The organism is Streptomyces sp. CB09001 (assembly GCF_003369795.1).
In the GTDB taxonomy this organism is placed as follows: Bacteria; Actinomycetota; Actinomycetes; order Streptomycetales; family Streptomycetaceae; genus Streptomyces.
This window is the reverse complement of record NZ_CP026730.1, coordinates 606,121-621,560: the sequence shown is the minus strand read 5'-3', so window position 1 is coordinate 621,560 and position 15,440 is coordinate 606,121. Positions and strand designations below refer to the sequence as shown.

The window sequence follows — 15,440 nt, the reverse complement described above, 5'->3', positions numbered from 1 at the left end:
GACCCATGTCAGCGAGCGCATCCCACACAAGTGAGGCGCGTGCCTCGAAGCGACTGGCCATCTGTGTGTTCTGTGGCGTCGAACCCGGGCAGGACGCCGGGACACAGCGGCTCGCCGGTGAACTCGGTGCCCAGATCGCGGGCAGGGGCCACGTACTGGTGTACGGCGCCGGCGGCAGCGGCCTGATGGGTGCCGTGGCCCGAGGCGCCGCGCAGCGCGGCGGCCCGATCATGGGAGTCCTGCCGGTCTTCCTCCACGAACGTGAGCATGCGGCGGGAGCTCCCGTCCAGACACTGATGCTGACGCGGGACCTCACCGACCGCAAGCTGCGGATGATGGCCAGTGCCGATGCCTTCATCGCCCTGCCCGGTGGATACGGCACGCTGGACGGCATCCTCGAAGTCGTGGCGCGGGCGCAGCTCGGACTGCATCGCAAACCCTTGGTGCTGCTCGACTCCGGCGGCTTCTGGGAGCAGTTCCGAGACCTCATCAGCGACATCCACAAGAGGGGTTTCGTCGTGGCCGGCACTCCCCCGTTCGAGCTCGCGTACACGGCACAGGAAGCCATGCGCATCGTTGAGGACAAGGTGACGACATGACGAGGCGTATCACCCCGAAAGCCGCGGCCCACGCGGAGTCGGGACACCGCACGGCGCAGAAGCGTGTGCCCGGTGACGCCCCGGGGGAGGGCCGGGTGCCGACCGCTTGGAACGACACGGTCCATCCCCTGCCCGAGCTGAGTCTTTCGCTGCTCTTCGAGGAGCAGGCGACCAGGACGCCGACAGCACCGGCTGTCGTGTACGAGGACGTCACTCTCACCTACGCCGAACTCAACACGCGTGCGAACCGTCTCGCCCGCTTCCTGGTCGCGCACGGAGCCGGGCCGGAGACAGCGGTCGCGGTGGCGCTGCCTCGGTCGGTGCTCCTGGTGGAGTCCGTCCTCGCGATTCTCAAAGCGGGCGCGGTCTACTTCCCCCTCGGACCGGAGAACCCCCCGCCGCGCACGGACCTCATGCTGACCAGCGCCCGGCCGACGATGGTCCTGACCCTGAGCCGTGCAGCCGGCAGGCTCTCACGGGGGGACACGGTGCCGTTGGTGCTGCTCGACGACCCGGACACCGTGCGGAAGGTGGCGGCCCAGCCCGGAGGGGCACTGACCGACGGGGACCGAGGAGGTTCCCTCACGTCGCTCGGGGCGGCGACGCTGATCTTCACCTCCGGCTCGACAGGCGTTCCCAAGGCGGTGGTGAACTCCCATGCGGGACTCGTCAACCGGCTGTTGTGGATGCAGTCCGTGTTCGCCCTGACCGGTGAGGACCGGGTCCTGCACAAGACGCCGATCGGGTTCGATGTCTCCGTGTGGGAACTGCTCTGGCCCTTGTCGGTCGGGGCGACGCTGGTGGTCGCCGTACCCGGGGGACACAAGGACCCCCGCTATCTGGTGCGGCTGATCCGGGACGAGCGGATCACGACCGTGCATTTCGTGCCGTCCATGCTCGGCCTCTTCCTCGAGGAGCCCACCTCGCGTGATGCCCGGGGTCTGCGGCGTGTCGTATGCAGCGGGGAGGCGCTCAGCCCCGCACTGCACAAGAGATTCGAGGCGCAGCTGAACGTCCCGCTGTTCAACCTCTACGGACCCACCGAAGCGGCCATCGACGTGACGTGGTGGAACTGTGCGGAGGAGCGGAACCCGAGCGTGGTGCCCATCGGACGTCCCATCTGGAACACCAGGATGTACGTACTCGACGCGGAGCTGAACCCGGTTGCGACCGGCGAGCCGGGGGAACTGTTCATCTCCGGCACCGGGCTGGCACGGGGATACGCGGGCTGCCCCGCGCTGACCGCCGAACGATTCCTCCCCGACCCGCACGGTCTCCCGGGCACACGGATGTACCGCACCGGCGACCTTGCGCGCCAGCGGCAGGACGGTGCGTTGGAGTACCTGGGCCGCATCGACGACCAGGTGAAGATCCGGGGCTTTCGGATCGAACTGGGCGAGGTCGAGGTCGCGCTCGGTCTTTGCGCGGGAGTGCGGGGCTGCGCGGTCGTCGCCGTCGAGCGGACGTCCGGGGACAAGGAGCTCGTGGCCTGCGTCGTGGCAGAACCCGGAACCGGACCGGAGCCGGCCGTGCTCCACGCCGAGTTGGCCCGGAAGCTGCCGGCCCACATGATTCCTGCTTCGTTCGTCTTCGTGCCGCGGCTTCCGGTCAACCGCAACGGCAAGCTGGACCGGGCCGCCCTCCCCGCGCTGGTCGGCTGAGTGCCGCCGGGACGGTCGTTCGGCCACCTCCGTGAGTCAGGCGTCGTCCCCTGCTCGTCCTCAGAGGTCCTCCACGTCGACCAGGCCGTCCTGGATGGCGCGTGCCACCAGGCTCGCCTTGGTCCGCGCCGGGCGGCCGACGTTCGCGTACTTGATCCGCACCCTGTCCAGGTACGAGTTGACCGTCCGTACCGAGATGTTGAGCCGCTGCGCGACCAACTCCTTCGACTCGGACTGGAACCACTCGATCAGCACGTTCTCCTCGCGCACGGAGAGCCGGGGGCGGTCCGCACGAGCGTTCGTCCCCAGCGCTCCGGCGAGCGCAGGCGGCATGTACGGTCGCTCGTCGGCTGCTGCCAGGGTCGCCTCGACCAGGTGATCTCGGCCCTCGTTCTTGGTCAGGAACGTCGCGGCTCCCAGATCGAGACAGCTGACCGCCGTCGTCTCGTCGTCACGCATCGAATACACGACAACCTGCCGCCCGGCATCGACGAGTCGGCGGAGGCTGCCGAAGACGGGGCCGCCTTCGTTGAGTTGCAGATCCAGGATGACGACATCGGCCGTACTGCCGGGCGCGGTCCAGGCGTCCTGGACCGAGTTGCTGGTCGCGACCACGGTGATGGGACGCCGCGACGCGGCGCACCACGCCTCCACCCCCGAAAGGATGGCGGGGTGGTCGTCGATGGCGATCACGCTCACCGGGGAGTTGTCGGTCATGGCAGGTCGGCTCCGGAGGCAGCCGGCGCTTCCCAGATCGCTTCCACCCACACACTCCCGCCGCGCGCGGCTCCTGCCAAGGTCACCTTCCCGGCCGTGGCACGGCCGTGCGCGCGAACGGGTTCGCCCGTGCGGCAGCCGCCGGCGCAGTCCTGGCCGACGACACTCACCCGTACCGCCCGGCGAGCCCATACGACGGTCACCCGTGCGGTCGAGCGGGTATGGCCGAGGACCACTGCCACCGGGTCGATCAATTTCCTGCGCACTTCCACAGGCACCTCCTTTTGCCGGCCCCTTATGGCCAGGCTCACCGTCACTCCCTGGTGCTCGGCCACCTCGACACAGGCCCGCAACTCGTTCAGCAACGGGTCGGAGACGGCATCGCTCTCCGCGAACAACCGGCGCATTCGGGCGGCTTCCACACCGCACCGCAACCTGACGTCGTCATCATGAGGGCTCAGCACGCCGTGGCCGAGGCCCGCCAGCAGCGGTACCGTCGTGGCTGTCAGGGCGCGGTAGCGCTCTCTGTGATCGTGCTGCATGCCGTCATGAATACGTTCCCGGGTACGCAGTTCCTCCTCCCGCACGGCCGCGCTCCCCGCTGCCGGCGCCGCATCGTCGAGCAGATGCATCAGCAGCACACCGACGGAGAACTGGAAGCCGCAGATGGATATGGTCGCGATACCCATGGCAGTCGACTCCGCGGCGGTCGGCGACCCCAGGAGGAACATGGTCAGCACGTTGAACCCGACATGCGCCCCGAGGAACGCCGCGAGGACCCTGACCCGAAGGTCCGCCAGCAGGAGCAACGCGTGCCAGCCGATCAGTCCGAACACCCAGTCCTCCGGACCTGTCAGGCGTTCCGGCGGGAGCGTGAGCGCGCCGGTGGCCGAGACCGTCAGCACCGCGCCCACGCTCCAGCCGCGTACCCCTGGCGGAATCCGCCTGCCACGCAGCAGGCAGGCGCCCCCGGTCGCGGCGACAGCGGCGAGACAGATGAAGGCCGCTGTCTGTGCCCACGCGGGTTCATACACGTCCTGGTGAACCGTGAGTTGGCGCAGCGAGATGGAGAACTGAGCCACCAGACTGATCACCAGTGCCGCCAATTGGGCCCCATGAAGCAACTGCCCGCGGATGAAGCGAACGACAGCTGTACGTCGTGCCCGTGCGCCGGGTGGACCCGGTACGCCCGTGGCCCTCGCTCCTTCCCCCGCCGGTGATGCCGGAGGCCGGCCCTGCCAGCGCCACTGAACGCGGGTCCCGGCGCCGGGCTGCGAGGTGACGGACACGGAGCCTCCGACCGCGTTCATCCTGCCGACGATGGAAGCGGAGATGCCCCTGCGCCGTGCGGGCACGGACTCCGGAGTGAAGCCCCGTCCCGCATCGGACAGTTCGACGACGATGACCCCGTCCTCCGTCCACGCCCTCAGCTCCGCATCGCGCACCCCGGCATGGCGTGCCACATTGGCGACGGCCTCCCGGACCCCCTTGAATATCGCGAGCCCAGGGCCGGACGGAATCGCCAGCGGGCCGTTGACGAGCAATTTGACGTGCACCCCGGCCTGACCCTCGCCCTCGGGCACACAGCCGAGAAGAACCGAGAGATCAATGCTCTCCGTCCCGAATCCGGGCATGGCGGACAACGCCTCCAGATCCCGGGTGGCGCGCAGCGGCAGCCATGACCAGTCCTGGCCGTCGCCCTGGGAGACCATCAGCAGCGTGGCGCACGCCGTATCGTGCAGGGTGGCCAGGTGCTCGCGCTCAGTCGCCCTTCGCGCGGCCGCGACCTCGGCCTCCCGGCGCAGCGCGGCCCTGGCGGCGGCCGCCCGGTCGGCCGCCCTGGCCCGCGCCCGGACGATGAGATAGGCACCCCTGGACAGACCCACCTCCACAAGCATGCGCGTCAGGGGGACCGACTCGACGCCGTGCGTGGGCGATGAGAGCGCGTCGCCCAGCGCGCAGACGCCGGCCCCCAGCGCGGCCAGGGCGAACCCGGCCACCGGACGTGTCGCCCACTCGTGCTGGAAAGTGATGGCGCTGATCCCGACGATCGCCTCCACCATCACATCCGCGACGTCACCGCCGAGCAGGGGCTGGGACAGCCCCGTCAGCACTACCACGGCGGCATCCGTCATCCACAGCAGAGCGGGAGGGAGTGGGCGGCGCAACGAGCGCAGGTGTACGCAGCACGCGAGAAGGGCGGGTACGAGCAGAGTCAGGGCCAGGGGGACATTCGCCGGGTCCGCCGAGACGACTCCCAGCGCACCGCAGAGGCAGAAGACGGTGGACCGGAGCCCCACTCCGTACCGCTCGAGGGTGAGGGTCAGCTGACGCTCGCTCGACCTGGGGCCGTCCGCATGCTGAGCGGGTCCGTCCGGCTCCAACCGGTCCCCCCAATGCCACATGAGGTGTGCGACGCCCCTTCTCCGAGTTCGTCCATGGACTGTAGGAACTTCGTGGGCTCAGGACTGTGTCGTCCGTGCAGGGAACTTTGTCAGTGGTGCATGGTCCTCAAGTCCGCCTCACGACAGGGGAGTTGTGCTGCGGTCGGAGTCGTTGCGCGGCGAGAGGGAATCCCGCCAGACTGGTGACGGGAACCGGCCGCGGTGAGAGGGGTGTTGTGGGACTACAGGTGGAGGTGCCGAGGGACCGGTACGATGACCGAGGCCGACGAGGGTCGGCCTCATGAGTCCGGTCCTGGACACCGCGTCCATACCGCCGCGGGACCGGGAGGAAGTGGTCCGCAACGCGGTGTGGGAATCCATGGTGGCGGTCGACATCGACCACGGCCCGCCGCCGGAGGACATCTCCGTCCGTATCGGGCTCAACGGTGTCGGGCCCCTCAGGCTCTGTTCGGCGCGGGCGACCGCGGTCACCCTTCGTCGGACCGCACGGCTTGCCCGGGAGGACGAGGAGCCGGCCGTCACCCTGGGCGTTCAGATGGCGGGCAGCAGCATGGTGGTGCAGAACGGCCGCCAGTGCCTGCTGAGGGCCGGCGACTGTGCCGTCTTCGAATCGATCACTCCCTATACTCTGCTCTTCGACGACGGAGTCGACCACCGCTTCATCCGATTCCCCCGGGCCGCACTCGCCCTTTCCGACCGGTTGTTACGGGACGTCACCGCAGTGCCCCTGGGGCCCGACAACCCCCTGGCACGCCTCGCCTTCACCTACTTCTCCCAATTGGCCGTCGCCGACGAGCTGCACCACGGCGCGCACGGTGAGGCCGCCGTTCAGCCCAGCGTCGAGCTCCTGCGTGCGGTCCTGACGACCCAGCAGGGCAACTCCGCTCTGGCCAGGGAGCCTTTGGAGGCGACGCTCACCCTGCGCATCACCCAGTACCTCCAGAAGCACCTGGCCGATCCGGATCTGTCGGCGGCCCGGATCGCCGCCGCGCACGACATCTCCGTACGGCAGCTCTACGCCGTGCTGTCCCGGTCGGGAATCAGCCTCGGCGACTGGATCCGCGCCCGCCGCCTGGCGGAATGCAAACGGGAGCTGGCAGGCCCGAACGGGCGGCTGCGGACCGTCGCGTCGATAGGGCGGAGTTGGGGCTTCGTGGACGCGACCCACTTCAGCAAGGTCTTCAAACGGGCCTACGGAATCTCACCGAGGGCCTGGCGCGAACAGAACCACCCCCGCACCTGGGTGTGACGGTCTCCGCGCGGCCACCTTTCGCGTTTCTCCACCCTCGGACTGAAGGGACAGAAGCGCGGCGTCCGAGCAGTCGGCCCCCGCCCAGGCTCCTGGCAGCGATTCCGGTCTCCGCGCCCGCTTCGCCTTGTGGGGCGAACGACCGGCACACCCGGCGACGCCCCCGGGCTACTGTGCCCGTCGTACCGGCTGACCCAGGCAGCCGACGCTGCCAGGATCCGCCCGGATCGAAGTCGATGCCGGCGATCCCGCCGCCTCACAGGAAGCAACATCCGTCCCGGCGCCACGACGGGGTCTCGTGAGCCGCGGACGCTGCCGGGCCGTGGTCACAGGACAGGGATACACCAACGGAGCGTCATGAACCTGCGGGGGCAAAGCACGGACCAAATGGCGTACTTCGCGCTTCTCGGCCGATTCGAGGTCACACGGGGAGGCGTGGTCGCGGAACTCAACGCGCGAAGACCGAGACTCCTACTGGCAGCACTCGTGTGCAGGGCCGGGGAGACGATGAGCATCGACGACATCATCGACGTGGTGTGGGGCGAGGATCCCCCGGCGACCGTTCGCAGCCAGATCCAGATATGTGTCTCCGCCGCCCGCCGCGCCCTGGCCGACGTAGGGATGGGCGACACTCTCAGAACACACCCCTTCGGCTACTCGCTGGTGCTCACACCGGGACAGCGGGACCTCGACGACTTCGCCCGCCTCGTCGCCGAGGCACGAACGGCGTGGGACGCCCGCCACTTCGAACTGGCGGTCCGCAGCTACCGCGGCGCTCTGAACCTTTGGCGAGGGCCGGCCCTGAGCGGCCTCGACAGCGAGGTGCTCCACAGGAAGGCCGTGGCTCTGAACGAGGAGCGCCTCACCGTCCTGGAGGAATGCATCGACGTGGAGCTGATTCGGGGCCGCGAACGGAAGCTGCTTCCCGAGTTGGTGAAGCATGTCTCCGAGAACCCCTTGCGCGAAAAGCTGCGAGGGCAGCTCATGCTTGCGCTGCACCGGGCCGGGCGACGCACCGACGCCCTTCAGGTGTACCGCGAGGGCCGTGACCGAATGGTCGACGACCTTGGCCTGGAACCCTCCGACGAACTCCGCCGCCTCGAGCGCGGAATCCTCAACGACGCACCGGAACTCGCCCCCGCGTACACGCAGCCGGCCGGTGTCTCCGTTCCGAGGCAACTCCCCCCGCTGACGGATCATTTCGTCGGAAGGGAGGAACTCACCCGTTCGCTCGGTGCCCTGCTGGACCGCCCGTCGCCGACCGGCCACCACCGAACCCGCGCGGTCAACGTGTACGGTCAGGGCGGGGTGGGCAAGACGTCGCTCGCGCTCCACGTCGCCTCCCGGCTGGCGCACGAGCACTTCGTCGACGGTCAGCTCTACTACGACCTGCACGGCAGTGGGCCATCCGCGGTCCCGCCGAGTCGGGTCCTGGACCACTTCCTGCGTACCTTGGGCGTGCCGCCCGCGGACATCCCGGAGGGTATGGACGAACGTGCCTCCATGTTCCGCAGCCATGTCGCCGGTCGCGACATGCTGCTGGTTCTGGACGATGCCGCCGACGAGGCGCAGATACAGCCTCTGCTTCCAGGCGGACGGGACTGCGCCGTGCTCGTGACCAGCCGCAAGTCGCAGACGGGCATTCCCGCGTTGGACAACGTCCGGCTCGATACGTTGACCCCTCCGGAGGCAATCGAGCTGATAGGGAGGAGTGTCGGCGAGAAGCGCCTCCGGGCGGAGCCCGCCGCCGTTGCCGAGGTGGTGCGCCATCTCGACGGTCTGCCGCTGGCGCTCAGCATCGCCGGAGCCCGGCTCGCCGCCGCGCCGCACCGGTCGGTCTCGTCCATGGCACATCGGTTCCGGGACGAGGGGCGGCGTCTCGACGAACTCATACGTGGTGACCAGGCCGTGCGCGCGACCATCGCCTCGACCTACGACGGACTGCGCCCCGAACTCCAGGGCCTCCTGAGCCGACTGAGCCTTTTCGCCATGGAGACGATCCCCGGCTGGATGGCCGCGGTGGTGACCGGTCGAGGTACGGAGGAGGCGCACGACCTGCTGGACGAGGCGGCAGCCGCCCAACTGCTCACACCGCTCGAAGCGGAACCGAACGACATCCCCCGCTATCGCTTCCCCCATCTGATCCGCATCTTCCTGCGGGAAGCCGGCGGCCGGCTCACCGTGGCGGAGCGTCAGGAGGTGGTTCGCCGGATCGCCGGAGCCTGGCTCGCGCTGCTCGATCGCGCGCACCGCCGGCTCCACGGAGGCGACTTCGCCCTGGTTCGGGGAGATTCACCCAGGTGGGAGCCCTCGGAGAGCGTCGTTTGCGACGTGCTGAAGGATCCGCTGCGATGGATGGACACGGAGCGCTCGGGACTGCTGGCCGTGGTCGACACGGCCAAGGAGTACGGACTCGACGAGGCGTGCTGGGACTTGGCGGTGTCTCTGGTGACCCTGTTCGAGGTGCGTCAACACCACGACGACTGGAGGAGGAGCCACGAGGCGGCCCTGGATGTGGTGCTGGAGAACGGGAACGTGCGTGGAGAGGCGGCGACGCGCTGCTCGCTGGGCTCTCTCTACCTCTCGCAGCGGCACACGGAGCGGGCACTGCCGTTCCTGGAGAAATCGCTGGCCCTCTTCGAAGAGCTCTGCGACGCGGAAGGGGTGGCCCTGGCCACGCGCAATATCGCGCTCTGCAGACACGCTCAGGGACTGCTGGACACTGCGCTGCTCGACTACGCCCGCGCGGCCGATCTGTTCCGCGACGCGGGGGATCCGGTCGGGCAGGCTCACGTCTGGTGCAACGTGGCGCAGATCCACGTGGCGAGGGGCGACCTCGGCCTGGCGGAACAGCAGTTGACGGCGGCATTGGAGACCTGCCGGAAGGCCGGCAGCTCCCGGGTGGCCTCTCAGGTTCTGGTCCGGCTCGGTGAACTGCGACTGGGGGCGGGGCGGCCCGAGGTGGCGCTGACGCATTTCCGCGAGGCGCTGTCCATCGTTCGGATCCAGGCCGACGAAGTCGGTGAAGGGCACGTTCAGCGAGGCCTGGGCGCCGCCCATCTCGTACGGGACGACCTCGCGGAGTCGGCCCGCTGTTTCCGGAAGGCGCTGTCGATCGCGGATGACACGGGAAGTCCTCTCGAAGTGGCTCGGACGAGGGGCGGTCTGGGCGAGGTGTACGTCGCGCAGCGCCGGTTCGAAGAAGCCAAGGTCCTTCTGGAACAGGCGGTTCCAGTGCTTCGGCAGCATCGCGATGCGGCGGGCGCGAGGTTCCTCGAGCTGTTGGAGCGACTGTCCTGAACCACTCTTCGGCTAAGGGAAGGCGCTCCGCGGGCCTGGTGCTCCAAGCCTCTTCCGCCCGGGGAGACCAGGGCTGGGAGCAGGCCCCCAGGGGGTGTCGTGAGCGGTCTCGGACGGTCGTGCGCCAGGCCGGCTGTTCATCAGGTGCTCCATGTCGGGTTACCGGATTCCGGCCCGTGGCCGGGAGACGGACGTGTTCTGGTCACCGGCAACGTCGCGGATGCCGCCTTTTGCCCGCCATCGGCTCGCTATCGGCCGCCGAACCGATGCGTCCGCACGTCGCCACGGCCGCGGGATGGGGAGTCGATCGCCTTGCGATAGGCCAGGAATAGCGCTCCGACGAGGATATCGCCGCAAGCAGATCCGGCACTCGGACGACCGTCTCGACGGAGTCGTCCAACCGCTCTTCGGTAATCGGGAGGTCTTGGATGGCAGGCGACAGGGAACCCGGCACGGTCACCGGGCAGGGTGGCGGCCTGGCGGTGGCGGTCTTCTGCGGCGCCAGGCCCGGACACCTACCGCGCGTGATCGAGTACGCCGAGGAGGTCGGTGCTCTCCTCGGCACCCGCGGGCACCGCCTGGTGTACGGCGCCGGCGGGGTCGGAGTCATGGGGGCAGTGGCACGCTCGGCGCAGCGCCACGGTGCCCCGGTCACCGGAGTGATACCCCGCTTCCTGCGGGAGCTGGAACGCGACGACATGGCCCCCGAGCAGGAACTGGTGGTCACCGAGGACATGTTCGAACGCAAGAAGGTCATGTTCGACTTGGCCGACGCGTTCCTCGCCCTGCCCGGAGGGTACGGCACCTTGGACGAGGTCATCGAGGTCGTTTCCCTCAACTACCTCGGACAGAACCCCAGGCCCCTGGTCCTGCTGGGCGTCGACGACTTCTGGACGCCGTTGCTGCGCACCCTCACCGCAGTCCAGGACCGCGGATTCACCCGCAATTCCATTCCGGCACCGTTCGAGATTGCCGACGATCCGGCTGCGGCCGTCGCGGCCGTGGAGAAGATGTCCACACTGCACGGCAGGCGGTAGCGGGGCCGGGGGCGCCGACGGCATACCCGGACAGGAACGTGTGTCGGGGGCACGTGCCGGGGCGGGGCCACTCGGTCGGCCCCGGCCGCCCGGGACTTACGTGATGCGTCGGGTAGTTCGGGCCACTTGTCGATGTCCTCAAGCGAAACTCAGAACGAGGTGAGCCCACAATGATCGGCGCTGTACGAAGGCACGACCAGAGCGGTTGGATACGTCAGTACCACGATCCCGCGGCCGGCGGACCGACCCTGGTGTGCTTCCCGCACGCCGGGGGGTCGGCCGCCGCGTACTTCCGGCTCTCCGCCGAACTGTCCCAGGTGGCGGAAGTGCTGGTCGTGCAGTACCCGGGCCGCCAGGACCGCATGGCAGAGGCCGCCGTCGAAGACGTCAGGGAACTGGCGGACCGGATCCGCGAGGCCCTGCTTCCATGGAAGGAACGGGAGTTGGCGCTGTTCGGACACAGTATGGGATCGGTCGTGGCGTACGAGACCGGCCTGCGCCTGCAGAGCGAACCGGACGGCGCGTCACCCATCGGCCTGATCGCCTCCGGCAGGACCGCGCCCTCGGTCCGACGGGACCGGGGCCTGCACCGCATGGACGACGCGGGCATCATCGCCGAGATGGCCGAGCTGTCCGGGACGGACCCTGCGCTCCTGGACGACGCGGAGATGCTGGCCGTCGTGATCCCGCCCATGCGATCGGACTTCCGGGCGGCCGAGACCTACCGATGCGACCCGGGTACGAGGCTCCGGTGCCCGATCACCGCCTACGGCGGGGACGTCGACCCGCAGGTGTCGTACGACGACCTCATCCGGTGGGGTGAGCACACGGCGTCCGCATTCGCCACGCGTGTCTTCTCGGGCGGCCACTTCTATCTCCAGCAGAGGCCGACCGAGGTGATGGCGGCGGTGCGAACGGATCTCGACGGCTTCAGGTCGGGACGACACCTGGATTCGGGGCCCTTCCCGGCCGGGAAGGAGGAGGCACACCCGTGAAGGCGGATCGCGTTCGCGCGGATCGTGTGGGTCACGCTCTCGCGTTCCAGGCGGCGCCGGTGCTTCCTGAGGAGCCGGGAGCCGTCCTGGCTTCGGTGTGGGCGATCACGGCATCGAGCAGGACCTGAGCACCTTGCACGAGCAGATGCTCGGGGGTGTATTCGCGCGGGGAGTGGCTCACCCCCCGCGCGCTGGGCACGAACACCATCCCGGTGGGGACGTGCGCGCTCATCACGCCGGCGTCGTGGCCCGCATAGCTGTACAGGGAGCCGGTGGCACGGCCCGTGCCGAGCGTCACCTTCTCCAGCAGCGCGCGCATGCCGTCGTCGAAGTCGACCACCGGCTTGTGCGAGAGCAGCTGGTGCTCCACCGTGCACCCCTCCTCCTGGGCGATCGTCCTCGCCCGCTCCAGGACCATGTCGGCGCACCGCGCGAGCGACTCCTCGTGCGGCGCCCGGATCTCGACGACCATCTGCGCGGCGCCCGGGACCACATTGGGGGCGCCCGGATCCAGGGTCACCGTTCCTATGTTTCCGACGACGGTGTCGTGGACCGAGCGGAGGAGCTCCTGGACGACGGCTGCCGTACGCATGAGAGCCCGCCCGGCGTCCTTGCGGAGCGGAAACGGAGTGGTCCCGGCATGATTGGGTTCGCCCACCGTACGGATGAGGTGTCGGTCGACACCCACGATCCCCTCGACCACACACAGTTCCTGGCCCGCTTCTTCCATGCGAGGGCCCTGCTCGATGTGCAGCTCGACGAAGGAGTCGATCAGGGCCAGATGAGGGCTCTGGCACAGAGCGGTGGAGCCGACCATGCCGCCGGAGGAGTCGGGCCGGGCGCCCTCCTCGTCCCAGAAGCTCACGATCTCCAGGCATCGGGCGGCGGGATGGCCGTGTTCGTGGAGGGTCGTCAGCACCTCCATGGCGGCCATGACCCCGTACGCTCCGTCGAGCCGGCCGCCGGCGGGTACGGTGTCGGTGTGCGAGCCGAGAAGCAGTCGGCTGTCGCCGACTCCGGGAGCGTGACCGAAGACATTGCCGGTCTCGTCGGTCCAGGACTCCAGCCCTTGAGCGTGCAGGTGCTCCGCCATCCAGAGGCGGGCCTGAAGATCCTCGGCGGAGCCGGCCAAGCGGTCCACGCCCCGGTCGGGGCGACCTCCGAACGCGGCCAGTCTGTCCAGACAAGCCAGTAGTCGCTGGCCCGATATTGTTGGCATGCTCACGTCATTCCAGCCTTTCTGTCCACCCTTGCGGGCCGCGATCGGGGGAGAGGAATCGGTCCGTCGGTTCGTGAGCCGAGTCTCCGGATCCGGCTATCGGTCGCGTATCGCGTGGCGATCGCGGCCGCCGCGCTGCGCGGGGCCCCGCCGCCCACGCCTCGAGCGGCCCTCAGCACAGCAGTTGCCCGGCAGGGACAGGCCCTGCGGTGGTCATCAGGGGTGGTGCACGCCGGGGATTCCTCCCGGCGGTGTGAGGAGTTCTGCCGTGACATCGGCTACGCAGGCGCAGCCCGCCAGCGCCAAGCCCAGGTCGAGATCCGCCAGCAGGCAGCGCAGCACATGCTCGACCCCGTGCTGTCCGCCGAGGGCGAGTCCGTAGACGTAGGGCCTGCCCAGCAGCACCGCGTCCGCGCCCAGCGCGAGCGCCTTGAGGACGTCGGGGCCGGTCCGGACTCCGGAGTCGAGCAGTACCGCAGCGGCGTCGCCCACTGCCGCGCGTACCGCCGGCAACGCGTCCAGGCTGGCCACACAGCCGTCGAGCTGGCGTCCGCCATGATTGGAGACCACCACGCCGTCCGCCCCGTACTCCAGCGCCAGCCGGGCGTCGTCGGGGTGCAGGACGCCCTTGACCAGCACGGGCAGCTCGGTGCATCGGCGCAGCCAGGCCAGGTCGTCCCAGGTGAGTGCCGGGTCGGTGGCGGTGCCCGCCCAGTGCGCGAGGACCGCGAGCCGGTCGGCTTCCGGGGGAAGATCTGCGCGGAATGCGGGGTCGTCCGTGTAGTTGGAGATGCCGATGCCCTGGAGGAACGGTGAATGGGCCGCGTCGAGGTCCACCGGCCGGTAGCCGAAGCTCGGGGCGTCGACGGTGACGACCAGCGCCGTGTAGCCGCTCGCTTCCGCCCGGCGTACCAGGGACTCCGCCACGGTTCGCTCCGTGGGCAGGTAGAGCTGGAACCACCGCGGCTCTGGACCCGCCGCAGCGGCGACCTCCTCCAGCGTCCGGGAGGCGAAGGAGGACAGAACGAACGGCAGGCCCACCGCCGCCGCACCGCGGACGGTGGCGAGCTCGCCCTCGGGGTGCACCGCACCCTGGGCGGCCACCGGGGCGAGCAGTACGGGCGACGGCAGGCGATGGCCGAGCAGCGACACCGACATGTCGCGCCGAGCGGTGCCGCGCATCATCCGTGGCACCAGCCGCAGGCGGTCGAATGCCTCACGGTTGTTGCGGGTGCTCACGCCGGTGCCGGCATTGCCCGCGACGTAGCCGAAGGCGTTCGGCTCCAGCACTTCGCGTGCCGCGTCCTCCAGCCGGGTCAGGTCGGTGGAGAGCGGCGGACGAACGCCCCGCAGGCCGGCCAGGAGTATTTCCTTGATCAAGGCCGCGGGTTCCGCGGCCCCGGCCTCGGCCGCTCGCACGCTGCCGTCCCTGTCCCTTCCGTCGTCCCGGCCGCCCCCCGGGCCCTGGGAGAGCGCGGCTTCCTCGCGGATGTACCGGGTGAGGAGCGGCACGGCAGGGGACTCCGCGTCGGTCAGGGAGAAATGGCCGCCGGGCAGCCGCTCGATCCCGCACCCGGCGGTGCTGTGCCGCGCCCAGTCCCGTACCTGTGATGCCGAGTTTTTGGGGTCCTCCTCGGCCAGGAGCACCGTGACCGGGATCGGCAGAACGGCGTCGGCCGGGGCGCGGTAGCGGCGCAGCGCCCGGTGGTCACCGCGCAGGACCCTCACCAGCTCGCCGACCGTCTCCGGATCGTCGAGGAGCGGTTCGGGCACACCGCCCAGTCGCCGTACCCCCGTGACGACCTCGCTGTCGGTGAGTCCGTCCAGGTCGGGCTCCTGCCAGTCGTGGGAGGGCGGCCGGGCGGCCGAGACGAACAGCCGTGCGACGATGTGCCGTTCCGCCAGCAGGCGGGCCGTCTCGAAGGCGACCAGGGCGCCCATGCTGTGGCCGAGGAGGAAGAGCCGTCGGCCGGGGTACGCGAGAAGCTCCCCGGCCGCCCCCTCGGAGAGCCCGGCGATGTCCTCGCCGCACGGCTCGGCGCGCCGGTCCTGCCGACCGGGGTACTGGACGGCGACCAGCCCGATGTCCTCGGGCAGCGCCGCCGCCATCGCGGAGAAGGCGTTCGCGCCGCCGCCGGCGTGCGGAAAGCACACCAGGAGCGCGGAGCCGGGCCCGGCCTTCCGGAAGGTGCGCAGCCAACGGGAGGATGCGGCCGGCGCCGAGGCCCGGGGTGTCGCCTGTGTCATGTCGGTCGTTG

Annotated in this window: 10 protein-coding genes and 1 pseudogene; 6 read left to right on the top strand and 5 right to left on the bottom strand. The window is 69.7% G+C overall.

Annotated features, from left to right (window positions below):
- Positions 1-5: 5 nt before the first annotated feature.
- Together C4J65_RS02945 and C4J65_RS02940 are read left to right on the top strand one after the other, a co-directional pair.
- Complete coding sequence (locus tag C4J65_RS02945; protein ID WP_115740954.1) at positions 6-599, top strand: TIGR00730 family Rossman fold protein; 594 nt, start codon at positions 6-8, stop codon at positions 597-599.
- Positions 596-2,260 (top strand): amino acid adenylation domain-containing protein, encoded by a 1,665-nt coding sequence (locus C4J65_RS02940; protein ID WP_115740953.1) that lies wholly within the window; start codon positions 596-598, stop codon positions 2,258-2,260. The genes C4J65_RS02945 and C4J65_RS02940 overlap by 4 nt, the downstream gene beginning before the upstream one ends.
- A 60-nt stretch (positions 2,261-2,320) precedes the next feature.
- Here C4J65_RS02940 and C4J65_RS02935 read toward each other — a convergent pair whose 3' ends face one another.
- Both C4J65_RS02935 and C4J65_RS02930 read right to left on the bottom strand, forming a co-directional pair.
- On the bottom strand, positions 2,321-2,977 hold the full coding sequence (locus tag C4J65_RS02935; RefSeq protein WP_205350947.1) for a response regulator transcription factor: 657 nt from the start codon (positions 2,975-2,977) through the stop codon (positions 2,321-2,323).
- A complete protein-coding gene (locus C4J65_RS02930; RefSeq protein ID WP_240330366.1) occupies positions 2,974-5,112 on the bottom strand; it encodes an ATP-binding protein in 2,139 nt (712 codons plus the stop codon). The genes C4J65_RS02935 and C4J65_RS02930 overlap by 4 nt, the downstream gene beginning before the upstream one ends.
- A gap of 550 nt (positions 5,113-5,662) precedes the next feature.
- On the opposite strand from C4J65_RS02930, the gene C4J65_RS02925 reads away from it, so the two are divergent.
- The 4 genes from C4J65_RS02925 to C4J65_RS02910 all read left to right on the top strand — a co-directional run bounded on the left by C4J65_RS02925 (position 5,663) and on the right by C4J65_RS02910 (position 11,963).
- On the top strand, positions 5,663-6,631 hold the full coding sequence (locus C4J65_RS02925) for a helix-turn-helix domain-containing protein (protein WP_115740952.1): 969 nt from the start codon (positions 5,663-5,665) through the stop codon (positions 6,629-6,631).
- Between the two features lie 507 nt (positions 6,632-7,138).
- The gene (locus tag C4J65_RS02920) at positions 7,139-9,931 is read left to right on the top strand and encodes a BTAD domain-containing putative transcriptional regulator (protein ID WP_162832990.1); all 2,793 of its coding nucleotides are present in this window, start codon (positions 7,139-7,141) and stop codon (positions 9,929-9,931) included.
- 428 nt (positions 9,932-10,359) lie between these two features.
- The gene (locus C4J65_RS02915; protein WP_115740950.1) at positions 10,360-10,968 is read left to right on the top strand and encodes a TIGR00730 family Rossman fold protein; all 609 of its coding nucleotides are present in this window, start codon (positions 10,360-10,362) and stop codon (positions 10,966-10,968) included.
- A 170-nt stretch (positions 10,969-11,138) separates the two neighbouring features.
- Positions 11,139-11,963, top strand: a complete 825-nt coding sequence (locus C4J65_RS02910) for an alpha/beta fold hydrolase (protein WP_115740949.1) — start codon at positions 11,139-11,141, stop codon at positions 11,961-11,963.
- A 31-nt stretch (positions 11,964-11,994) separates the two neighbouring features.
- On the opposite strand, the gene C4J65_RS02905 is transcribed toward C4J65_RS02910, so the two are convergent.
- From C4J65_RS02905 to C4J65_RS36480, 3 genes and pseudogenes are all read right to left on the bottom strand, one after another.
- Complete coding sequence (locus tag C4J65_RS02905; protein WP_115740948.1) at positions 11,995-13,104, bottom strand: M20/M25/M40 family metallo-hydrolase; 1,110 nt, start codon at positions 13,102-13,104, stop codon at positions 11,995-11,997.
- A gap of 294 nt (positions 13,105-13,398) precedes the next feature.
- Positions 13,399-14,562, bottom strand: coding sequence for an alpha-hydroxy-acid oxidizing protein (locus C4J65_RS36485; RefSeq protein WP_240330615.1), 1,164 nt, complete (start codon positions 14,560-14,562; stop codon positions 13,399-13,401).
- A gap of 156 nt (positions 14,563-14,718) precedes the next feature.
- Positions 14,719-15,429: pseudogene (locus tag C4J65_RS36480) on the bottom strand (alpha/beta fold hydrolase); the annotation flags it as partial.
- Positions 15,430-15,440 lie beyond the last annotated feature (11 nt).

Bases quoted from the DNA above. Each gene is read 5' to 3' on its own strand.
- C4J65_RS02945 (WP_115740954.1), top strand. From the start codon at position 6: ATGTCAGCGAGCGCATCCCACACAAGTGAGGCGCGTGCCTCGAAGCGA.
- C4J65_RS02940 (WP_115740953.1), top strand. From the start codon at position 596: ATGACGAGGCGTATCACCCCGAAAGCCGCGGCCCACGCGGAGTCGGGA.
- C4J65_RS02935 (WP_205350947.1), bottom strand. From the start codon at position 2,977: ATGACCGACAACTCCCCGGTGAGCGTGATCGCCATCGACGACCACCCC.
- C4J65_RS02930 (WP_240330366.1), bottom strand. From the start codon at position 5,112: ATGACGGATGCCGCCGTGGTAGTGCTGACGGGGCTGTCCCAGCCCCTG.
- C4J65_RS02925 (WP_115740952.1), top strand. From the start codon at position 5,663: ATGAGTCCGGTCCTGGACACCGCGTCCATACCGCCGCGGGACCGGGAG.
- C4J65_RS02920 (WP_162832990.1), top strand. From the start codon at position 7,139: ATGAGCATCGACGACATCATCGACGTGGTGTGGGGCGAGGATCCCCCG.
- C4J65_RS02915 (WP_115740950.1), top strand. From the start codon at position 10,360: ATGGCAGGCGACAGGGAACCCGGCACGGTCACCGGGCAGGGTGGCGGC.
- C4J65_RS02910 (WP_115740949.1), top strand. From the start codon at position 11,139: ATGATCGGCGCTGTACGAAGGCACGACCAGAGCGGTTGGATACGTCAG.